The sequence below is a fragment of the Bradyrhizobium sp. BR14999 genome (assembly GCF_056106085.1).
In genome coordinates this window covers 3612461-3632126 of record NZ_CM148536.1, presented here as the reverse complement: position 1 = coordinate 3632126, position 19666 = coordinate 3612461, and the positions used below count along the sequence as shown (strand labels likewise).

At 61.0% G+C, this 19666-nt stretch carries 14 protein-coding genes and 2 pseudogenes; 7 read left to right on the top strand and 9 right to left on the bottom strand.

The genetic code is table 11. The features are described from left to right. Positions 1–161 precede the first annotated feature (161 nt). On the bottom strand, positions 162–350 hold the full coding sequence (locus ACR9YP_RS16700; RefSeq protein WP_091898333.1) for a hypothetical protein: 189 nt from the start codon (positions 348–350) through the stop codon (positions 162–164). A gap of 327 nt (positions 351–677) precedes the next feature. Then, on the bottom strand, positions 678–950 hold the full coding sequence (locus ACR9YP_RS16695; protein WP_091898331.1) for a hypothetical protein: 273 nt from the start codon (positions 948–950) through the stop codon (positions 678–680). A gap of 467 nt (positions 951–1417) precedes the next feature. On the opposite strand from ACR9YP_RS16695, the gene ACR9YP_RS16690 reads away from it, so the two are divergent. Next, positions 1418–1621 carry a hypothetical protein gene (locus ACR9YP_RS16690; RefSeq protein ID WP_091898363.1) on the top strand — a complete coding sequence of 68 codons (204 nt, stop codon included), beginning with the start codon at positions 1418–1420 and terminating at the stop codon, positions 1619–1621. Between the two features lie 348 nt (positions 1622–1969). Next, a complete protein-coding gene (locus tag ACR9YP_RS16685) occupies positions 1970–2200 on the top strand; it encodes a hypothetical protein (protein WP_474220449.1) in 231 nt (76 codons plus the stop codon). A 360-nt stretch (positions 2201–2560) separates the two neighbouring features. Here the strand turns inward: ACR9YP_RS16685 and ACR9YP_RS16680 are convergent, their stop codons facing one another. From ACR9YP_RS16680 to ACR9YP_RS16670, 3 genes are all read right to left on the bottom strand, one after another. Next, the gene (locus tag ACR9YP_RS16680) at positions 2561–2752 is read right to left on the bottom strand and encodes a hypothetical protein (protein WP_091898359.1); all 192 of its coding nucleotides are present in this window, start codon (positions 2750–2752) and stop codon (positions 2561–2563) included. A gap of 928 nt (positions 2753–3680) precedes the next feature. Further along, positions 3681–4214, bottom strand: a complete 534-nt coding sequence (locus tag ACR9YP_RS16675; RefSeq protein WP_474220448.1) for a hypothetical protein — start codon at positions 4212–4214, stop codon at positions 3681–3683. Positions 4215–4881: 667 nt separating this feature from the next. Continuing rightward, on the bottom strand, positions 4882–8292 hold the full coding sequence (locus ACR9YP_RS16670; RefSeq protein ID WP_474220447.1) for an AAA family ATPase: 3411 nt from the start codon (positions 8290–8292) through the stop codon (positions 4882–4884). Between the two features lie 384 nt (positions 8293–8676). Here ACR9YP_RS16670 and ACR9YP_RS16665 point away from each other — a divergent pair, with 384 nt between their 5' ends. The 3 genes from ACR9YP_RS16665 (at position 8677) to ACR9YP_RS16655 (ending at position 10855) form a co-directional block, all read left to right on the top strand. After that, entirely contained in the window at positions 8677–9849 is a 1173-nt protein-coding gene (locus ACR9YP_RS16665; RefSeq protein WP_438106513.1) for a helix-turn-helix transcriptional regulator, read from the top strand. A 150-nt stretch (positions 9850–9999) separates the two neighbouring features. Beyond that, positions 10000–10344, top strand: coding sequence for a calcium-binding protein (locus tag ACR9YP_RS16660; RefSeq protein ID WP_474220446.1), 345 nt, complete (start codon positions 10000–10002; stop codon positions 10342–10344). Positions 10345–10417: 73 nt separating this feature from the next. After that, positions 10418–10855: a YybH family protein gene (locus tag ACR9YP_RS16655; RefSeq protein ID WP_474220445.1), complete on the top strand. Its 438-nt coding sequence runs from the start codon at positions 10418–10420 to the stop codon at positions 10853–10855. Between the two features lie 308 nt (positions 10856–11163). On the opposite strand, the gene ACR9YP_RS16650 is transcribed toward ACR9YP_RS16655, so the two are convergent. Beyond that, positions 11164–11409: a hypothetical protein gene (locus ACR9YP_RS16650; protein ID WP_474220444.1), complete on the bottom strand. Its 246-nt coding sequence runs from the start codon at positions 11407–11409 to the stop codon at positions 11164–11166. Between the two features lie 603 nt (positions 11410–12012). Here ACR9YP_RS16650 and ACR9YP_RS16645 point away from each other — a divergent pair. Next, on the top strand, positions 12013–12642 hold the full coding sequence (locus tag ACR9YP_RS16645) for a LabA-like NYN domain-containing protein (RefSeq protein ID WP_438106506.1): 630 nt from the start codon (positions 12013–12015) through the stop codon (positions 12640–12642). Between the two features lie 335 nt (positions 12643–12977). Here the strand turns inward: ACR9YP_RS16645 and ACR9YP_RS16640 are convergent. Continuing rightward, positions 12978–13739, bottom strand: a pseudogene (locus tag ACR9YP_RS16640) (outer membrane protein). 318 nt (positions 13740–14057) lie between these two features. Here ACR9YP_RS16640 and ACR9YP_RS16635 point away from each other — a divergent pair. Beyond that, positions 14058–14663, top strand: a pseudogene (locus tag ACR9YP_RS16635) (PDC sensor domain-containing protein); the annotation flags it as partial. 555 nt (positions 14664–15218) lie between these two features. Here the strand turns inward: ACR9YP_RS16635 and ACR9YP_RS16630 are convergent. Both ACR9YP_RS16630 and ACR9YP_RS16625 read right to left on the bottom strand, forming a co-directional pair. Next, entirely contained in the window at positions 15219–18311 is a 3093-nt protein-coding gene (locus tag ACR9YP_RS16630) for an efflux RND transporter permease subunit (RefSeq protein ID WP_474220442.1), read from the bottom strand. A gap of 10 nt (positions 18312–18321) precedes the next feature. After that, on the bottom strand, positions 18322–19440 hold the full coding sequence (locus ACR9YP_RS16625; RefSeq protein WP_244551409.1) for an efflux RND transporter periplasmic adaptor subunit: 1119 nt from the start codon (positions 19438–19440) through the stop codon (positions 18322–18324). Positions 19441–19666 lie beyond the last annotated feature (226 nt).

The window sequence follows — 19666 nt, the reverse complement described above, 5'->3', positions numbered from 1 at the left end:
CGTTGATAGCCCGGGGCGCGGGAACGCTTTGCCGATTACCAAGTTTTCCCGACGCCCTTCCCCAAGGGCGACCCCGATTGGCCCCAGCTTCGCCGCCCATTGCCCCGGGGCCATTTTTGATCACATGAGTTCCGAAATGAAGGAGGCCGCCAACGGCAGCCTCAGTTCTTCGTTAGAGGCTTCTTTGGCTCCTCGGTGACCGCCTCAATATCAACCGGGGGCAGTTCGCGGTCCTTCAAATCGGCTGCACGCTGGATCAAGCCGGACGCAACCTGCGGATCTTTTGTTGTTTTGGCCATTCGCAGCAGCGTTGCTGCGGCCTCGCGGGCAAAGGAGGTGTAGCGCGGCACGTCTGTACATCCCGATCGAAGTCCCCGTGGGATGAGTCAGGAACCTGGATTGCGTTCCGGTGCTTTGCGCAAAAATGTACACTAGCGAAAAAAAGAACCTCAGCTACGGGACTAACGCCAAGCTGAGGCCCTTGTGTCGGCATCACGTTGTCGAGGCGTGATCGGGAAGAATCAACTTAGCTAGTGCCATTTTGGTTCCCGATGCTAGTCCGTCTTGCATCGGTGAGCGAACCAACCGCCTCTTCCTTTGCTGAAGACAGGTTGGCGTGAGCTGGTAGCCAGATCAGCGAAACAATAAAGAACAATAAAGGAGGCGAAGTTGCCAATCTACGTCGCGGCGCCTGGACTGCATTTTGTCTCGTTCCGGAAGCTGCGGTGCCTGGCACAGCGTGTTTTGTCCTCTTTGCCGTTGGGGCTGCCGTCACGGCCGCCGTTGCCCTTGCCGTTGTTGCCACCGGCCGATCCCGCGCCCGACCTAGCAATTGCATCCGACGTGAGAGAGGTCGCTAGCAGAAGCGTCATTGCCGGAGGCGTCACGGCGGCGAACCTTCCGCACGTCTTTAGAAATTCGCGGCGGTCATCCTCTTCCGAGCTATTCATGGTGTTCAATCCCCAGCTGCCGGATTTAAATACGGCGCCCAAATTAAATCAATTAATATTAATGAGGTTCCAACACGAGAGGGCGCGGCGCATGAGCGCATGGCTTATTGACCGATGGCCGCAGCGGTCGATTGGCTTGATGCCTACCGCAAAGCCGACATTGAAAGGATCTTGAGAAGGTATGCTGAAGACGCCGTCATTTGGCGCGGCTGCGGCGGCATGAAAACCATCACCGGGCCGGAGGGGCGACGCGCGTATTGGATTGATCGCTTGATCGAATATCCCGCATCTCGGCTCGACAATATTCAAACGTCCGGCGAAGGAACGCTAACCTCATACGTTGTGCGCGAAGGCTTGGTCAGCCATGGCGGATCTTGCGCCGTTGGCTCGGCTAACCGTAGAGCCCCGGATTTCCACATTTGGACAGGGGTGTTCTACTGCACGAACACTTCTTGGAGGTTGTTCGCATGTCACACGTTGGCACCAACTTCATTCTTGACCAATACGGGCAAGCTGTGGATGAACTCGTCGCCCATTGCGACGGCGATCTGTGGAGCGCCCTTAGGGCTTTGATGCTTGTCAATGAGCAGTTGGAGCAGAGACTTCTGCTGATGAGTGCAGAAGTCGGCGATCAGCTATGTCGTCATCCGCCGCAGAAGCGGGTGCACTAAGTTCGAACGAGCAGATTGACTAACAATCACGTCGCGCCGCGGCTGTATTGGGGACCGATGCGCAACAAGGCGAGGCCCGAGCGCCTAGGGCCCCGGCCTCATAACCTCAGGAGCTGAAAACAGATTGTTCGGCTACATACAAAGCTTGCCTCTCGGGCCGGAAGAGATCGCCCGACTTTCGTCTGCCTACGAGCAGGCTCTGCGTACCATTGGCGTAGAAGATCGGAATTCCCGCTGACCGAACTGATCGCCAAGAAGATCATCAAGATCGGCCAGACCGGCCTCAAAGACCCGGCACAAATCTGCATTCAGACCGTCGAAGCGGTGGGCCTGCCGAGTAGTCACCTGATGGCCCTTCAATTCCACCGTGCCGTCGAGCATCTGGAAGTATGGAGCGCAAGCAGCAACGGCTTTTCTTTCGTGATCACTTACCAGAGCCCTAACGGTCCCGAGTTTCACGGACGCGCAGGCTATATGGCTTCATGGCGTCCACTCCATGTGAGCAAAGGCGCGACCAAGATCGGCGGCTCGCCCTTCGATACATTCGCGCAGGCCGATGCTTATGCACCTCCAGACTGATCGCTAAAATGCTGCTCATCGGCGCAAGCGTCGCACACGTCATTTCGAGTCCCGAACACTGAGCTGCACCATAGAAAAACGCCCCCGGCAATCAGCCTGCAGGATGCCGCCCATTAGTGAATGGTTGACCTCACCGGGGCTGCCGCTCGACAGAGAAGCGTATTCTCCTCGGCCTCTTGCACTCGGCCTCGAAGAATCTCCAGTTCGGCAAGCTGAAAAATGAGCGCCTGAGCGCGCTGGCACAGAACAAGGCGGTCGTACACCCGATTGCGGTTACTCACTGCACGCCCCCTGACTTTTGAAAGAGTCGGCCAAACTTTGGTCTTCAGAGTGATTTCGTCCGCCGGATTGCAGATTTTCTCACGCGGCCAGATCATGCGAACTGGTCGGGCTGACGGCATTACATTCTTCGAAATAGGACGACAGCTCAAGCTCAGCTAGATGCTCCCAGTATTCTGCTTCCGCGAGGAGCTTCCACTTGTTCATGCTGTTGTACGCGGCATTTTGACGGCAGAGCGAACCCATCGCGCGCAAGCGTCTCACCTTCTCCACTGAGGACCCTCCCTTCGGCTTGTTTTTCGCAAGCCTATTACTCTCATGTGTCGAGGGCAAATTCTCGCAGATTGACATTGCGAGCGATAGTCCGGAGTCTGACGGTCAAATTGATGACAGCGCAATCGTCTTACTTTTGGCGTTTGGCTTCTGAGCGTTGACGACGGTCTCTTCCGAGCCCTCCAAGCCCCCAAAGTCGAGGCGCTCTTTTAGGAAGGTCACGGCTCCAGTCCCACAACTGGAGCCGTTTTTCTTTGTTCGCGAAATCAGCCATGCTGCGCTACAACGCGCGTAAGTTCTCAAGCCGCAAGCGCACTCCGCTCCATTTCAATACTGCAACGAAATTTGTGAAGCAGCGCGCGTTGGACGATGGTTAGCTGTAGTCAGTCTGGGCCAAGTACCGTTTGATCTCGATCTATTGTGGCCCGGCATTGCACTAAAAAGACCGCCTTCGGGCGGTCTTTTTCCGTCTTGTCGTCGATATTCGCATCGTCCGGAAATCGGGGCTCCGATATGGATCATGTCAAAGGCCCCGACGCCATTACACGTCGGGGCCCTTCAAGATCATCAGGCCGGTTACATCCGCCGTGCCTTACGATCATTGATGTCGTCGATTACTGCACGCGATCTGGTGCAGAACGTGGCACGGCTCCGGCGCGCGAGACCAGCTCGGGTTCAGCTCGGCCATTGCTTAAAGCCGGATCGTGGAGCCTCCGGAGCTGTCCATTGTGGCGCGCGCCAACATTCGTGAAGCCTTCTCCGAGCGTACCGCGCGGCGGAGCTACCAGGTTCTACTAATAGAATCGTCGCCTCGGCTTTAAGATCGAAGCGTCTGCTTTACTGCGAAACAGACGCGTACGAAGTGCCGCCGACCGACATCCCTACGCAATTTGAGCAGCTCACGATGAACGCGGGCGCGATTCGCTGCTCATCTAGTCGGTTCAGGTCGCGAACTTCCGACGGTAGCCGGAATTTTGTACTCGCCGCGGAGTTCATCCCACAAGGCCGTGTCGCTGACCAGCACGACGTGGTACTCACCGCGACCCGTGATCCCTGCATATTTTCCCGTGCCGCCAGTGAACTCGAAGGTGCCGCGGAACTCCTTCGGCTTGGTGTCTTTCAAGACGTACCTGGCAAAGACCTTGGATCCGTCGGCCTCTGTGAAGGTCTTATGGCCGCCACTGGAAGTGCCAGCATCCGTCAGATCAACAACCTGATAGCGAGCTTTGTCGAGGAAGGGCTTGCCATCGGCATTGAACACGGCGCCGTCGTATTCCGTGACCGAGACCGTATGGTCAGCCCTGTCTTCGAGCTTCACGCTCTTGCTGGACAGGGTGACCAGAACGGCTCGACCGAACCATTGGCCCGCTTCTTCTGCGAAGGCCGGAACAGCGGCCGCCGGGACTGCCAAAGCGAGCACAACACAACCGCACATCCACGATGAATTGAGATGATACCTCATGGTTTCCTCCCAGATGGTTGCGGATTAAACGGTGCCGAGCAAAGACCTCTGTGTGTGAATTTCCAATGCGTCTATAAGACGCGTGATGTCCATGTCTCACCGGTCCGGTAGGCTGACCCAACTCGAAAGCAACCGCGCGCGGTAAGCCGGTGAAGAAGTAGATGCAGACGTGGGAAAATCATGGTCGCCCAGAAGATCGCGGTGAGGTGCGCAGCCCGGAGGTTCGCTCCCGACAGTTTCCAGTAAGCACGCTCAGGCAAGCACTACCTCTAGCCTAAGTGCGAGCTCGGCTCTATGTTTCGGCGGTGACTTGGCCGCTGACTTGTTGCTGCCGACTGGCCGTGATCTTGTATCATGCAGTTCAATCGACCCGCACGAACAGCGCCAGTACCGGATACCGCGCGCGGGTCGTCGCGGAGCTACTTGCGACCTAGCTCACGGAGCCGATATGCCGCCGTAATCCGGTATGCCGCCGTAATGGTGTCGGCCGAGCGGGCCATCGCAGCGAGCAGTTCCAACTGCTCTCGCTACCGTACTTCGGCGCACCTCGCAGTCGACCGCCGCCGGTGCCCTCAGCCGCCGCCTCAGTCGGCCGACTTCAAATCACGACTCAAGACCGGCGAGATTCTCGTTTGGTGGCTTAGCGGGAGAGCTCAAGTATGCAGCATCACTGTCGGTATTTGGGACCCGTCTTCGCCTCGGAGCTGGCAGTGATGTCTCGAAGTATTGCTCTGGCAGCCTGCAGATCCACTGTCTCAAAGCCCTCAGTGAACTGGCCATAGAGCGGACTGAGTAGATCGTGAGCTTCGCTGCGCCGGCGCTGTTCTATCCAAAGTCGCGCGAGCGATGTCGCTGCGCGCAGTTCCCAGAGCTTGGCGCCTTGCCGGCGCGCGGTTGCAGCGGCATGGCAGAGCCGTGCTTCCGCGGCGATCGGATCGGGCCTCGGCAGCCGCAGCATCAGCTCGCCCATCATCCGATGGAGTTCGGCCTCGAACCACCGCTCGCGGGTTTCTTCCACGCGGTCGAGCGCCTTTGCAATCAAACCCAAGCCTTCCTCCACTGCACCGGAGCGGCCAAGCGCCTCGGCCTGGAGGCCGAGGAAATGCGGCTCATAGACATTTGCCCCGGTGGCACGCCAAGCCGGCAGGCCCTGCCGAAGCTGCGCCAGCCCTGTCTCTAACTCATCTGACTCGGTCAGAGCCCATCCACGGATCACGGTGGCAGGCGCGAGGAAATGCGGAAAACCCTGCTCGGTCGAGAGCTCAACCAGCGCCTCGGCTCGATCCCGGGCTTCGCGCGCCGCCCGGCGATACTGCTCGAAGAGACACGCGAACAAGAGAGCGTACGCCAGCGTGTTGAGGTGATTGAGATCGTTGGCGGCATCGAGCGCTTCGCGGCTCCGTGCCAATGCCTGTTCCGGATAGCCCAGCGCCAACAACGTCCATGACAGCGCCGACAGCGCCGCCACCCGAGGATCCTGCACGTAGAAAAAGGCGAGCGAGCGATGCCGCTCTGGGTCATAGAGCGCGAGCGTCCGCTCCAGATGGAGGCGGGCAGCGGCGATCTCGCCGCGCCACAGGGCACCGGTCCCGCTGACGCGGTGGGCAACTATGGTTGCGGAAGTTTCCTGATGATCCTGCGCCCGGCGCAAAAACTCGTCTGCCACCTCGCGCGCCGCGTTGTGCTCGGCGCGCACGCCGTGAAACACCCATTGACCATAGAGCACGGGCCAGAGCTGGGCGGTGGCCCCGATCTGCTCGCAGAGCTCACGGGCACGGGCGTTGGCCCGTCCAGCTTCCGGCGACGCCCAGCCTTGCGTGGCCATCAGCGCGACGCCCAACGCAACCTGCAGGTCAAGTTCGCGCCGCCTTCGATCGGCCTCGGGCAACCCCGCGACAAGATTCAATCCGTTCCGTAACTGCGCAAGCGCTTCAGCCATAGCCGATCGGGCGATGGCTCGTTGTCCTGCCTTCAACCAATACTCGGTCGCCGGCTCGATCAGTCCTCCCTCTGTGTAGTGGTGGGCCACAAGTTCGGGCTGCGCCTGCATAGTCTCCGGAAAATGCTGCTCGATCGCAGCAGCGGTGCGGGCGTGCAGGCGCTGTCGCTTGACGCGCACCAGGGTTGCATAGGCGGCGTCCTGCACGAGCGCATGCTTGAAGCTGTAGGTTGCCTGCGGCGGCGTCCCGCGCCGAAAGACCAGGCCCGAGCCGACGAGGTCATCCAACCCCGCCTGCAGGTCGCTCTCCGGCAACTGCGCCGTCCTCGCGAGCAGTTCATGAGAGAATTCCCGGCCGATCGCGGCCGCGACCTGGGCCACCTCACGAGCGGGGGCCAGCCGGTCGAGCCGGGCCAACAGCGATTCCTGGAGTGTGGTCGGGATTGCCATGGGCGGCAGCGGCCCCGCGAGCGCGTAATGGTCGCCCTCATCGCGGAGTAGATTGGTCTCCAGCACAGTCCGCGTCAGTTCCTCGACGAACAGCGGCACGCCGTCGGTCTTCGCGACGATCTGGTCGAGCACCGCAGGCGGCAGCGCCTTGCCGCCGCTCAGCCGCGCGACCATGGCCGCGCCCTGGCGGCGACTCAACCGGCTGAGGGTCAGCGCGGTGACATGGGCATAGTGCGTCCAGGGCGGCTCGAACTCGGGCCGGAAGGTGATGAGAACGAGCACGGGGGCATCTTGCACCCGGTCGACCAGGAGATCGAGCAGCTCGAGCGAGGTCGGATCTGCCCAGTGCACATCCTCAAACAAGGCGAGGACGGGCCGGCGCGTCGCAAGCCCCAGGACCTGATCGACCAACGCCTCGAGCGTCCGCTCCTTCTGCCGATGCGGGCTCATGTCGAGCGGCGGGTAGCGTGCATCCGTCTCCAGCGACAGCAATGCCGCGAGCAGCGGAGCCACCGCGGCGACATGTTCGGTCGATAGCGCGAGCAGCGCCTCGAGCTTGTCGAGCCGCGTTGCAGCGGGATCGTCCGCAGCGAAGCCCGCCGCCCGCTCCAGGTGCCCGATCACAGGATAGAGCGGGCTGGTCTGATGGTGCGGCGAGCAGTAGTGGCTCAGGGCCGTATGCGGCTCATTCTCGAGTCGCCCGCGCAGCGCCCGCAGTAGGCGCGATTTGCCGATGCCAGGCTCGCCCCCGAGCAGTACCACCTGGCCCTCCCCGTCCTTGGCGCGCTCCCAGTGCTCGAGCAGGAGGCCGATCTCATGGTCGCGACCGACCAGCGGCGTCAGGCCAGCCCCGTGCAACGCCTCGAACCGACTCTCGGCAGTGCCTTCCCCGACCACGCGCCACGGGCGTACCGGAACGGGAAATCCCTTCAAGATCTGTGGGCCGAGCTCCGCGAGCTCGAACAGCCCGCCGATGAGCTCCCGGGTGCGGGCGGAGATCACCGCTGTGCCGGGCGCGGCCAAGGTCTGCAGCCGCGCCGCGAGGTTTGGGGTGTCGCCGACCACGGTCTCCTCGCGCGCCGCGCCTTCGCCGATCAACTCGCCGACAACCACCGGACCGGTCGCAATGCCGACACGGGCCGCCAGCGTCTCGCCGTGCGCCAATCCCAGGCTGTGCACCGCCGCGACCGCCGCGAGGCCGGCGCGCACCGCGCGTTCGGCCTCATCCTCATGGGCGCGCGGATAGCCGAAATAGGCCAGCACGCCATCGCCCATGTACTTCGCCACGTGCCCTTCGAACCGCGCGATCGCACCCGCCACTGCACTCTGATAGGACCGCAGGACTTGCGCCATTTCCTCCGGATCGAGCCGCGCCGCGAGCGCGGTCGAGTCGACCAGGTCGACAAACATCACGGTGAGCTGGCGGCGCTCGGCCTCCGGTGCAAGCGCAGCGCTGCCGGAGGTGACGGTGGGTGCGGCCGTAACGGGGGTGGTCGCCGACATTGAGCCGGCGCGCAGTACAGCAATGGCGGCAAGCAGCTTGCGGCGATGGCCGATCGAGACGACGCCGAGCCCGACCAGATCCTCGGCCGTGAGGTCCATGAGGACCTCGGCGTCCACGTCGTTCGCGCGGAACGCCTCCTCATATTGTCCCAGCCCCAGACCACGCAGCCACGCCGCGATGTCCATAGGCTTTCTCCTGGATCCTCAGAGCGCAAGACTACCTGAAAAGTGCGTGTTGAGGGGCGCGGTGAAACGTCACGATTTGACGGCGACGAGCTGCGCTTCCAACGAAGCCACGGTTCCGAGCTTCACCCCGGATCACGCGGCGCCGCTCTAGCCCTTTAGATCGGTCAACATCGTTCACAGTAGTTCCGGGGGGTTGCTGTTCCAGCAATACTTTGATGCAATTTTTTGGCAACCTCGGAGGGTCGGGCGGGACGCCCATCAGGGACCCGCCGCAGATGTAGCAACGATGGTTGAAGCCAGGCGCATGTGAGATCGGCCACCTGAGCGGTGTCACGGCGTGCAAGCACAGCGATAGACTGAGCTTTCCGTCATCGGGATGCCCCCATGCCGACTTTTGAAGAGAATGAACTCCCAAAGCTTCTCGATTTGCTCTACGACGCTGCGCTCGATCCGGGGCGGTGGACTCCCTTCCTCGACGCGTTACCGAGCTCTTTTGATGGAGCTTGCGGTATCCTTCAAAGGATCGATGTATCAACATCGGCCATAAGTGCGTTCCACGGCTTCGGCGTCGATCCGGCATATACCGCTTCATACGGTGAGCATTTCGCCAGCATCAATCCCTATGCGCCAATCGGCTTCCAAAACTTACCCGTCGGAAGGGTGGTCGATGCGACCTACTTTCTGGACCCGGAAACCGTCGAGCGCACCGAGTTCTTTCATGACTGGATGAGGCCGCAAGGCATCACCGCCGATCATCTCGCGGTATCGTGCCGGAAAGACGAGGACAGCGTCACCGTCCTTAGCATCGCGCCACATGCGTCGGTGTATCGCGAACAGAAGGCCTCCGCTCAGCATCGGCTGTCACTGCTCGTTCCCCACCTGAGGCGCGCCCTTGAGATTGAACACGCGACGGCGCGTAGGAGCCTGATCGAAAGCGCGCTCCAGACGAGTCTTGACGCGCTCGGGTTGGCTGCATTCGTGGTCGACGGGACGGGAAGCCTCACGCTGACCAATCGCAAGGCCGAGGAACTGTTGCGGCGCGAACGGGTGCTGTGCGTCAGCCACTCCAAGCATTTGAGCGCCGCCCATCCGAGCGAAGACAGGGCATTTGCCGGTGCATTGGCGCAGGCAGCGTGTCCGCCGACACAACGCACCGTGCAGTCCGTGCGGTTGACCTCGCGAGCATCCGGGCAGCCATATGTCGCCTGGGCATTGCCCATGCAGTCGACGCAACAAGAAGAGCCGAGTCATCGCTCGCAATGTGTGCCGGACCTAACCGCGAGGAAAGCCATTCTCGTGCTGGTGGCCGTAGCGGAGCGCAGCCACTCTATCGTTCCGCAAGCCATCCAGGCAGTATTCAAATTATCGGCCGCCGAGGCGCGGCTCGCGAGCGCGCTGGTCGCCGGCCGGACCCTCGCGGAATATGCACGCGAGAGCGGCCTCTCACGTAACACGGCACGAAACCAACTCGCGTCAGTGCTCGAGAAGACTGCGGTACACCGTCAGGCCGAACTCGTGACACTGATCGTCAGTACACTCGGCGTAGTAGCTGGATAGTCGGTCGTTCGCCCCTAGCATGCTGGCACTACGGGAGAATTTGGCGCGCATAGTACATTTGCATCAAGCCGGATTGGCCATACTGCGCGATCGTTTCACTCCGCTCAGGACAAAGGGCGAGAGGAGGTCCGAAAAGATCACGCGGCTGGAATGCTACTCGGCGCATGTCGCGATCTAGTCGGCATACTGGGTAGTGACGAGTACGGTCGCGCTCTGCTTGGTGAATGGGGAAACGACACGCTTACCGGCGGCAAGGATTCGGACACGTTCGTCTTCAATCCCAAGTTCGGGAAGGATGTGATTACCGACTTCAAGCCAAACGCTGACCACATCCAGATCGATGACGCGCTGTTTGCCAATTTTGCTGCCGTGCAGGCCCATGCGACCAATGACGGCCACGGCAATACGGTGATCACTTACGACGCGAACGACACGATCACCTTACCGGGCATTGCGCCCTCGCAACTGCACGCAAATGATTTCTTCTTCGTTTGAGGGCTTGTTTATCGAGAGGCTCGCAAATTGGAAAACGGTTTTCTTATGCGCCGACTTTAGAGAGGAGGATACCATGCGCATTATTCAAGCATCGGCACTCATATTTTGTCTGGTCGCCGCTCCGGGGGTGTCGCTGGCGGCGGACGCCAAGGCCGACGTCGAGAAGGCATACGCCGCTTGGGATGCTGCGTTCAACAAGCACGACGAGAAAGCTATCGGTGCCGCCTATGTCACAAGCGCCAAGCTGCTGCCGCCGACGCACCAGGTCGCGTCGGGTCCGGCGGAGATTGAAAAGTTCTTTGCCGGGCTCTTCGCAGGGGGCGTGACAGGGCACAAGCTGGAGATGATCGACGCCGGCGGAGACGACAAGGTCGTGTTCGGGACAGCCAAGTGGAGTGCGACCGGCAAGGACAAGGAGGGCAAGCCTTCGCCTCTCGGTGGCCTCGCAACGCACGTATTCGAGCGCCAGGCGGACGGCTCGCTGAAGCTGAGGCTGCAGACCTTCAACTGAGTTGGGCGACATTTCCTCTGTACTCCGCTGCACAGGAGTGACACCCGGGAGGAGGCTTGGCTGTGAGCTTCCTCCCTCCTCGTCCCTGGCGGCTTGCGAGGCATGGGGCGCGCCGCTCGTATTCCTCAGCGAGCGCGTTGAGCCGGGCGGCGGCATCCGGATCGTTGATCGCTGCCGCCAGGCGTCGACACCTTTGGGCTTCCGCGAGCAATCGGGTCTTCTCGTCTTCTATGGCCATTGACTTTCGATGGCCATCAACCCGCTTGGCTAGAACCGGTACAGCGAGGTGGTAGCAGCCGCAGTGCGGCTCAACCGTCCTTCAGCGCGTCCTTGACCTGCTTCACCGGCCAGCTCTCGCCGGCGGCCCTCGCGCGTACCTTCGCGCCGCCGCCAATCAGTTCGTGGGACGAGACCTCGCCGCCGCTTTCGATGACCGTCAGCTCGGTCTCCGGTTTCCAGTCAAGCGTCAAATCCAGATCCCCAGTGAAGATTTCCCACTTCGAGCCCTCATCCAGTTCGACGATGTGGCTCTGCGAGTGCGAGCGGATTTTCATCGGTTAGGCGGCGTCCGCATGCGGCTGCTGCGGGAGGCGCTCGACGGAAGCCGAGCGTCGCAGCCGTCCGTCCTCACCGTCGCCGCACTTGGCGCATCCCGCGTGCCCGGCCGCCGCCAACCCGACGCTTTCGCCTATTTCGCCGCGGAGCGACTCCGGCGCGCAAGACGATCGGTGTGCTCGCAGGTCGCAGTGAAACCACAGGCCGACCCCAGCAGCATCAGGAACAGTGCGCGACTCGCCTGGCATCTGGCGGCCGCTCTGCTGGTCTCCGATCCGTGCATGAGCGGTCGGCCGTCGGACGTGGAGAGATACCACCTGAACGTCCGGCGACGCTGCCTCAGATGGATTTCGAAGAGCGGCAGGTGATTGGGCATGACCTTCTTGTCGGCAATATACTTCCGTCATCCTCGATGCGTGTCGCAGGGTTCAAGAGTTCATGAAAAAAGTTTTGAAACAGCAAAAGATCGAAGATAGCCTCTGGCGACCGAGCTCGGGTGCAGCGACCTAAAGAGCGGCCCCCAAGCCGCTCCACCTCCGGCTCCGGATAGATGGGTCAATGGGGCCGCGTGCGGAGCGCACTTTCCGCATTCGAGGGTCAGGATGTCTCCGGCACCCAGCAGAATCGCCCTCTTCATCGACGGCGCCAACCTTTACGCCACGACCAAGACGCTCGGCTTCGATATCGATTACAAGCGCCTTCTGAAGGAGTTTCAGGGACGGGGCACGTTACTTCGCGCTTTCTACTATACGGCCGTCATCGAGGATCAGGAGTTCTCTTCGATCCGTCCTCTGGTCGATTGGCTCGACTACAACGGCTATACCGTCGTGACCAAGGCGACCAAGGAATTCGTCGACGCCGCCGGACGCCGCAAGGTCAAAGGCAACATGGATATCGAGCTCGCCGTCGATGCCATGGAGCTCGCCGGACTGATCGACGAGATGATCCTGTTTTCCGGCGACGGTGATTTTCGGCCTCTGGTCGCTGCGGTGCAGCGGCGAGGCGTCCGTGTCGCAGTGGTATCAACCATCGCCACACAGCCGCCGATGGTCGCCGATGAGCTGCGCCGTCAGGCCGACGTCTTCATCGATCTAGCGGAGCTGCAGGCGAAGGTCGGTCGCGATCCGTCCGAGCGGCAAGCGGCACGCGAGCGCGGCGAGGCGCGTGGGCAATACGCTCAGCGTCAGGTCTCCCCAAGGTCGAGCAGCGGCAATGACGAATTCGATCGTTGAATGTCGCGTCAGCGTCGTGAAGGGTCCGGCTGCCTGGCCGGCTCCCGCACCCGTGAAGGAACGCGGGGACGTGTGATGTCCGGTTCGCGAACTTGCTCGATTTGAGCGTCGCATTCATGGAGACGCAGCTTCCTCAAGATCGATTCGAGGAATTGCGAGCTATGGTCCATGGCATCTCTCCTTGCAAGACGGGCGCAGGCTGGAGGTGAACCCGCCCACGGCCGTCGTTACAGAGACCGTCTGGGAGCGGTCTCTGCCGAGCGTGAGACCGCGTCATTAAAGACCGGATAAGATTGGTTGCCGGAGGACTACGGAATGGGCCGTTCTGGCGAAGTTCAATATTTCGCGGCGACCGCGCCACCCCAACGGTAGTTCACACGGACCAAACCGATATCGACGTCCTGACCACTACGGGCGGTTCCTGCAAAAGCGCCCGCCGGAGCACCCACAACTCCGGTTGAGAAGAAGTCCACGTCCCGGTGTCCCATGAACAGGTATTCAACGCCGATGGACCAGTTCGGAGCAAAGCCAAATTCGAGGCCCGCCCCTACCGTGCCGCCCCAGCGGGTTTCATTGGCGTCGTTGATGGTGAGCCCAGTCGCAACATCGACAATTCGGTATTTGTCGCGAACGACCGCAGCGCCACCCTTCACGTAGAGCAGCACGTTGTTCCAGGCGTAGCCCACCTGGCCTGTGAACAGACCGAACGCATCAATCTTGGTTTCATCCTGGACGCCGGCGAAGACGAGATTGATGTTCGAGCCCTTGAAATCGGCCCAGTTGCCCTGCGCCTCCACACCGAACACCCAATTCGCCGTCTGCCAGCGGTAGCCGATCTGACCGCCAGCCGTGCCTCCGGTCGCATCGTGACACCCCATGGCAAGAGGCGGAGCGACGACCACGCCGCCGGCATTGATCACATCCAAGCATTTATGGGCTGAACCGCCGCCGCCATTGAGGCCGAGGTAGAGGCCGCTCCAATGTAGATCGGCGGGACCATCGGCGGCGGCTTGGTATAGGGCCGCGCGGCCAGATCAGCGGCAGAGGCAGGCGGCCAGCGCGATGAGGGCTACCGTGCCGAGCAGGACTATTTTCATTTTTGACCCCAGTGTCGAATCGACTGCGGCCCCCAGGTCCTCAACCTATCATTGCTTTCCGATACTCCTGTCACCTGAGCGCCACAGCACGGAAGAAACGGAGAGTTCCACAATTTGACCTCGCTCTGCCCCTTGTCGCGAAGCGGAGATCAATCTCTTGTCCGAGCTGCGTGGGCATCGCGGATAACGTGCGATTACTGCAACCAGAAAAGTGCGCGATAGGACAATGGACGGCGCTTAGCCGATCGGTAGTAAGCTATCGAGAAACCAGCCATTAAGGGCTGCGTGGGACCCTGCGCGAAAAGGAGCCGCCGTCCGATGCCAAGCACCCGCCGCGAGGTCGAGAAGGCTCGCTTCCCGTTGTGGGCGGCGGCTTTCGTGGCGCTGGCCTGCGTCGCCATTCTGGCGCTGAGCGGATGGCGCGAATGGGAGTCGCGCCAGGTCGAGCTGCGCAACGCCGAAGTCGACATGGCCAATCTTGCCCAGTCGCTGTCGCAGCACGCCGAAGACACGTTCGAGCTCGCGGACACCATCCTCGCCGGAATGGTCGACCGGATGGAGGTCGGCGGAACGAGTCCGGCCGCGGTCGCGAAAATCCAGAGCTTCCTGCAAGCCCGCAAGTACAATAGGCATCGCATCCGCGGCATCTTCGTCTACGACGAAACCGGCCGCTGGCTCGCCACGACCGAAGATGTCGACTTCGTGAGCCTCAACAACAGCGACCGCGACTACTTTCAGCGCCATCGCGCCTCGGCCGATCGCGGGACCCTGATCGATCGGCCGGTCAAGAGCCGGTCCGGCGGACAGTGGATCATCACCGCGTCGCGCCGCTTCAATCATCCCGACGGCAGTTTCGCCGGCGTGGTGCTGACTAGCATCGACGTCGCCTACTTCACTCAGTTCTACCGACGCTTCGACATCGGTACACACGCGCGGCTTCGCGCCGATCTTTAGCGGTATTGCCTAGCCGGTGTAGTCCGATGGCTGTGCCGCGTACGTGGGCGCTGCAAACCGCGCCACATTCTCCCTCGAGATCAGCCCGCACCAACTGACTTCTGAGCGCTATACCGGAATGGCGAGAATCAAATCGGTCTGGTGGGCTGCTGGTCAGCGATGTCAAACCGCGTGACTATCCATCGTCGCACCCCCAGCGAGTTGCCGAAATCGCCTGTCGATTCAACCAGCGCTAGGCCGTGAATGCGCAACCCAGGTTACGATAGCTGCGATGACGATGCAAAAGGCGGATCTGCCGTGAGCGTGCTCATCAGCACCTGAACGCCGGCGCGTTCTCCGCGGGCGAGAAGCATATCGATCAGAATATGTAGCGACAATAACATTAGGCCGAGGCTACCTCTAGTTCCTAGTGGAAGTGGCACGGTTTTGGTCTGACAGACAAATGTGTTGCCTGTACCGTTCGAGCGTACGGGGTGAAGCCGACTGCAGACTCTGCGGGCCGCGCTGGTGAGACGGATTGCCAGGTCAAACTGTCCTCGCCTCGTCACCTGACGGCGCAAGCTGTGATGCGTCCTGCGCCACTTGGCGGGAATGATCGGTCGCGATCAGGAGATAAATGGCCGGTACCACGAAAAGGGTGAACAGCGTACCGATCGAAAGTCCGCTTGCGATGACAAGTCCCATGTTGAAACGCGAAGCCGCTCCGGCGCCGCTTGCGAGGATCAGCGGAACCACGCCAAAGACCATTGCTGCCGTGGTCATGAGGATTGGCCGCAATCTGATTCCAGCCGCCTGCTCGATGGCTTCGCGCTTGAGGACGCCGCCGCGCTGCAGCTCGTTTGCGAATTCGACAATCAGAATGCCGTGCTTGCTGATCAGGCCCATCAACGTCACCAAGCCGACATCGGTGTATATGTTCAGCGATGCGCCGCCGATGCCGAGGCTCACGAAGATCAACGCGCCGGCGATCGACATCGGCACCGATACCAATATGATGCATGGATCGCGGAAGCTTTCGAACAGCGCTGCAAGCGACAGGAAAATGATCACCAGCGCAAATCCGAACGTGGCGACAAAGCCGGAGGATTCCTGGATATATTGCCGGGACAAGCCGCTGTAGTCGACGGTGTAGCCTCGGGGTAACGTCTTGGCAGCAAGATTGCTGAGGAAGTCCAGGGCGTCGGACTGCGCTACGCCGGGCGCCGCAACGCCCTGAATGGTGGCGCTGTTAAGCTGCTGGAAATGATTGAGCGTCTCCGGGACCGTTTTGGTCGCGATGTGCGCGATCGTCGACAGCGGCACGGGAATGCCCGAAACGTTGGCCACGTAATAATTGAGCAGCTGATCGGCATTCAGACGAAACCGTCGCTGGACTTGCGGGATTACCTTGTAGGAACGCTGGTCGAGGCTGAAATAGTTCACATACCCACCGCCCAGCATCGCCCCCATCGCGTTGCCGACATCGCTCATCTTGAGCCCAAGTTGCGCAGCCTTGTCGCGATCGATCTCGACGACTGCTTCGGGATTGTCGATCTTCAGATCCGTGTCGAGGAAGATGAACATCCCGCTGTCGATCGCAGCTTTCAGGAACTGCTGGGCGGCATCGTCGAGCTTGTCGAACGAATCGGTTGTCTTAATCACGAACTGTATCGGCAGCCCCTGGCTGCCCGGTAGCGGAGCCAGCTGAAAGGCGGCGATCCGCGCCCCGGCAACCTGGTCGAGATGCTTCTGGACGATCGGCTGCAGCTGGTTGCTCGTCCTTGTGCGCTCGTCCCACGGCGTCAGCACCATGCCCGAGACCACGCGCGCAGGCGAGTTGATCTGGAAGACGTGATCGGTCTCCGGATATTTCTTCATGATCTGGAAGACCTGCCGCGCATACAGGACCTTTTGCTGTAAGGTCGCGTCTGGCGCCAACGTGGACGTCGCAATCACCACCCCCTGGTCTTCCTGGGGAGCAAGTTCGCTCTTGGCGCCTGCATAAAGGAAATAGATGCTAGACAGCACGAGCAGTGCGAAGACGCCTGTTACAGGTACATAGTCGAGGCTGCCGTGCAGCCAGCTCAGATAGAGACGACGTAGCGCCTCAAAACGGCGATCAATGAGGGCGGTGAATCGTGCCTGCCAACCGCGCGTTGCGCCGTGCGGCTTGAGCAGACGGGAGCTCATCATCGGCGACAGCGTCAGCGCGGCAACGGCCGATATCGTCACCGTGCCGACCAGGGTGAATGCGAATTCCGTGAACAGCGCGCCGGTCAGACCGCCCTGGAACGCGATCGGGACATAGACCGCGACAAGGACAACCGTCATGGCGATGATCGGGCGGCCGAGTTCTCGCGCCGCCTCGATCGCCGCAACGACCGGCGCCTTGCCGGCCTCAAGGTGACGATTGATGTTTTCGACGACGATGATGGCATCATCGACCACGAGCCCGATCGCAAGCACCAGCGCCAGCAGCGTCAAGAGATTGATCGAGAAACCGACCGCCAGCATCATGGTGAAGGCGCCCACCAGCGACAGCGGGATCGCGACCATCGGGATCAGGACGGAACGCCCCGACCCCAGGAACAGGAACACGACGAGATTGACGATCAGCAGAGCCTCGGCGAGCGTCTGCACGACGTCATAGATCGCCGCGCGCACGAATTTGGTGGAATCGTAAACGATCTGGCCGCGCAGTCCGTTGGGCAGCTGTTGTTGTATGTCCGGGAAGATCCGGTGTACGCCCGCGATCACGTCGAGCAGGTTGGCAGTCGGCGCTACCTGGATGCCGATATAGACCGCCGGCTTGCCGTCGAATGCGACCTGTGTGTCGTAGTCGTCGGCGCCGAGCGAGACGTTTGCGACATCCTTCAACCGCACGATCGCGCCACCCGCTTGCTTGACAATCAAGTTGGCGAATTCGCTCTCCGAATGTAGGCCGGTCGATGCTGTGAGATTGACCTCCACCATCTGTCCCTTGGTGGTGCCGAGCCCGGAGATAAAATTGTTCTGCGTCAACGCAGCCGCTACATCTGCGGCGCTGAGGCCATAAGCAGCCAGCTTTTTCGGGTTGAGCCACGCCCGCAGGGCAAAGTTCTGTCCGCCGAGAATTTCCGCAGTCTGAACGCCCGGTACGGCCTGCAGCTTCGGCTGAACGGCACGGATGAGATAATCGGTGACTTGATTCCGTCCCAGCACGTCGCTGTCGAAGCCGAGATACATGGCGTCGATCGTCTGACCAATCTGCACCTTCAGCACCGGTTGCTGCGACCCCAAGGGAAGCTGGTTGAGCACCGAGCTGACCTTGGTGTTGATTTCCGTCAGTGCCTTGTCGGCATCGTAGTTGAGGCGGAGGTTGATGGTGATCGTGCTGGCGCCGCTTGCGCTATTCGAGCTCATGTAATCGATGCCGTTCGCCTGGGCGATCGCGTTCTCGAGCGGCGTTGTAATGAAGCCGGCGATCACATCGGGGGCAGCGCCGTAATAGGTGGTAGTAACGGTGACGACCGCATTCTGCGTGCGCGGATATTGCAGCACAGGCAGCGAGGTCATGGCGCGTAGGCCGAGCGCGAGGATCATCAGATTGACCACAGTGGCAAGAACGGGTCGGCGAATGAAGAGGTCGGTGAAGTTCATGGCAGGCCTCTCATTGTTCGGAGACCTGCGGGTTCGCGCTGAAAGGCGTGGTGACTTCATTATTGATCTGGACCGGCGATCCGTTGTGCAGCTTGTTCTGCCCGGCCGTGACCACGACATCGCCGGGCTTGATTCCATCCAGCACCGCGACCTGGTCACCGCGGGTCTGGCCGGTTTTCACGAAGACCTGGTGCGCAATCTTCTGCTCCTGCCCGCTCTCGTCCCTGCCGGCATCTTCGATCAGATAGGCAATATCTCCATACGCGTTGTAGTAGATCGCCGTCTTCGGCAGCGTCACGTAATCCTTCTGCGTCCCCACATCGATATCGACGGTCGCAAACATTCCCGGCAGCAGCTTCTCGTCGGGATTCTTGAATGTCGCCCGGACCTGGACATTCCGGGTCGCCGCATTGACGAGGGAGTTGATCGCCATGATCGTGCCGGTGAATGTCTCATCAGGATAGGTGTCGACCTTCGCAATGACGGGTTGGCCGACTCTGATCTTTGCCAGGTCCTGCTGCGGCAGGTAGAAATCCACGAAGATCGGATCGAGCTTCTGCAACGTCACGATCGGCGTCCCCGGCGCGATATACTGGCCGAGGTCGACCTGACGGATGCCTAATCGGCCGGAAAAAGGTGCTCGGATCGACTTGTAGCCGACAAGCGCCTGTTGTTGCGCAACCTGCGCCTGGTTGTTCTTGAGCGCTGCCAGGTCCGTATCAGCAGTCTGCTGGCTCACGGACTGGCTCTTGAGCAACCTGACGTCGCGATCGTAGTTGAGCTGCGCCAGCGCCGTCGTCGCCTCCAGAGCGTGCAAATGCGCGACGTCATCGGCGTCTTCCAGCTCGACGAGCAATGTTCCCTGCTCGACTGCTTCGCCGGACTGGAAGTGGATGGCTTTGACGGTACCGGCGACCTGCGGACTGAGGTCGGCCCCCTTTTCCGCCCGGGTGCTGCCTACGGCCTCCAGGCGGTCCTGCCACCGCTGCGTGCCGACCGTGATCGTGGAAACCGTCTGCGGTGGGTTGCGCAGTCCGGCGATCGACTTCTGAATCATCCTGGCCCGAAAAGCTTCAAACCCGAACACCGACCCCAGAACCAGCCCGACAGCGAGCAGCATGATGGCCATGCGTCGAAGCATTCGGGAGCTCTGGCTTTTGGAAGGAACGGCGCTTTTCATTGCCGTTGACCATCAGTTGTGGCGCCCGCGGCGCGCCTCGTCCCCCCGATTTTCCGAGATGCAGTTCCAGGACTGATCTGAAACGACTATTGAATGCGGCGGTTCCCGACATCTGTTTCACGGCGGGAACTGCCTCACAAACCGTCGCGATCCGGGGGCCAGGGTTTCGTAGCCT

Coding starts and splice junctions, on each gene's coding strand:
- ACR9YP_RS16675 (WP_474220448.1), bottom strand. CDS start 4,214: ATGAGGTATCATCTCAATTCATCGTGGATGTGCGGTTGTGTTGTGCTC.
- ACR9YP_RS16660 (WP_474220446.1), top strand. CDS start 10,000: ATGCTACTCGGCGCATGTCGCGATCTAGTCGGCATACTGGGTAGTGAC.
- ACR9YP_RS16645 (WP_438106506.1), top strand. CDS start 12,013: ATGTCTCCGGCACCCAGCAGAATCGCCCTCTTCATCGACGGCGCCAAC.
- ACR9YP_RS16625 (WP_244551409.1), bottom strand. CDS start 19,440: ATGGCCATCATGCTGCTCGCTGTCGGGCTGGTTCTGGGGTCGGTGTTC.
- ACR9YP_RS16665 (WP_438106513.1), top strand. CDS start 8,677: ATGCCGACTTTTGAAGAGAATGAACTCCCAAAGCTTCTCGATTTGCTC.
- ACR9YP_RS16670 (WP_474220447.1), bottom strand. CDS start 8,292: ATGGACATCGCGGCGTGGCTGCGTGGTCTGGGGCTGGGACAATATGAG.
- ACR9YP_RS16690 (WP_091898363.1), top strand. CDS start 1,418: ATGTCACACGTTGGCACCAACTTCATTCTTGACCAATACGGGCAAGCT.
- ACR9YP_RS16630 (WP_474220442.1), bottom strand. CDS start 18,311: ATGAACTTCACCGACCTCTTCATTCGCCGACCCGTTCTTGCCACTGTG.
- ACR9YP_RS16650 (WP_474220444.1), bottom strand. CDS start 11,409: ATGAAAATCCGCTCGCACTCGCAGAGCCACATCGTCGAACTGGATGAG.
- ACR9YP_RS16655 (WP_474220445.1), top strand. CDS start 10,418: ATGCGCATTATTCAAGCATCGGCACTCATATTTTGTCTGGTCGCCGCT.
- ACR9YP_RS16685 (WP_474220449.1), top strand. CDS start 1,970: ATGGCCCTTCAATTCCACCGTGCCGTCGAGCATCTGGAAGTATGGAGC.
- ACR9YP_RS16695 (WP_091898331.1), bottom strand. CDS start 950: ATGAATAGCTCGGAAGAGGATGACCGCCGCGAATTTCTAAAGACGTGC.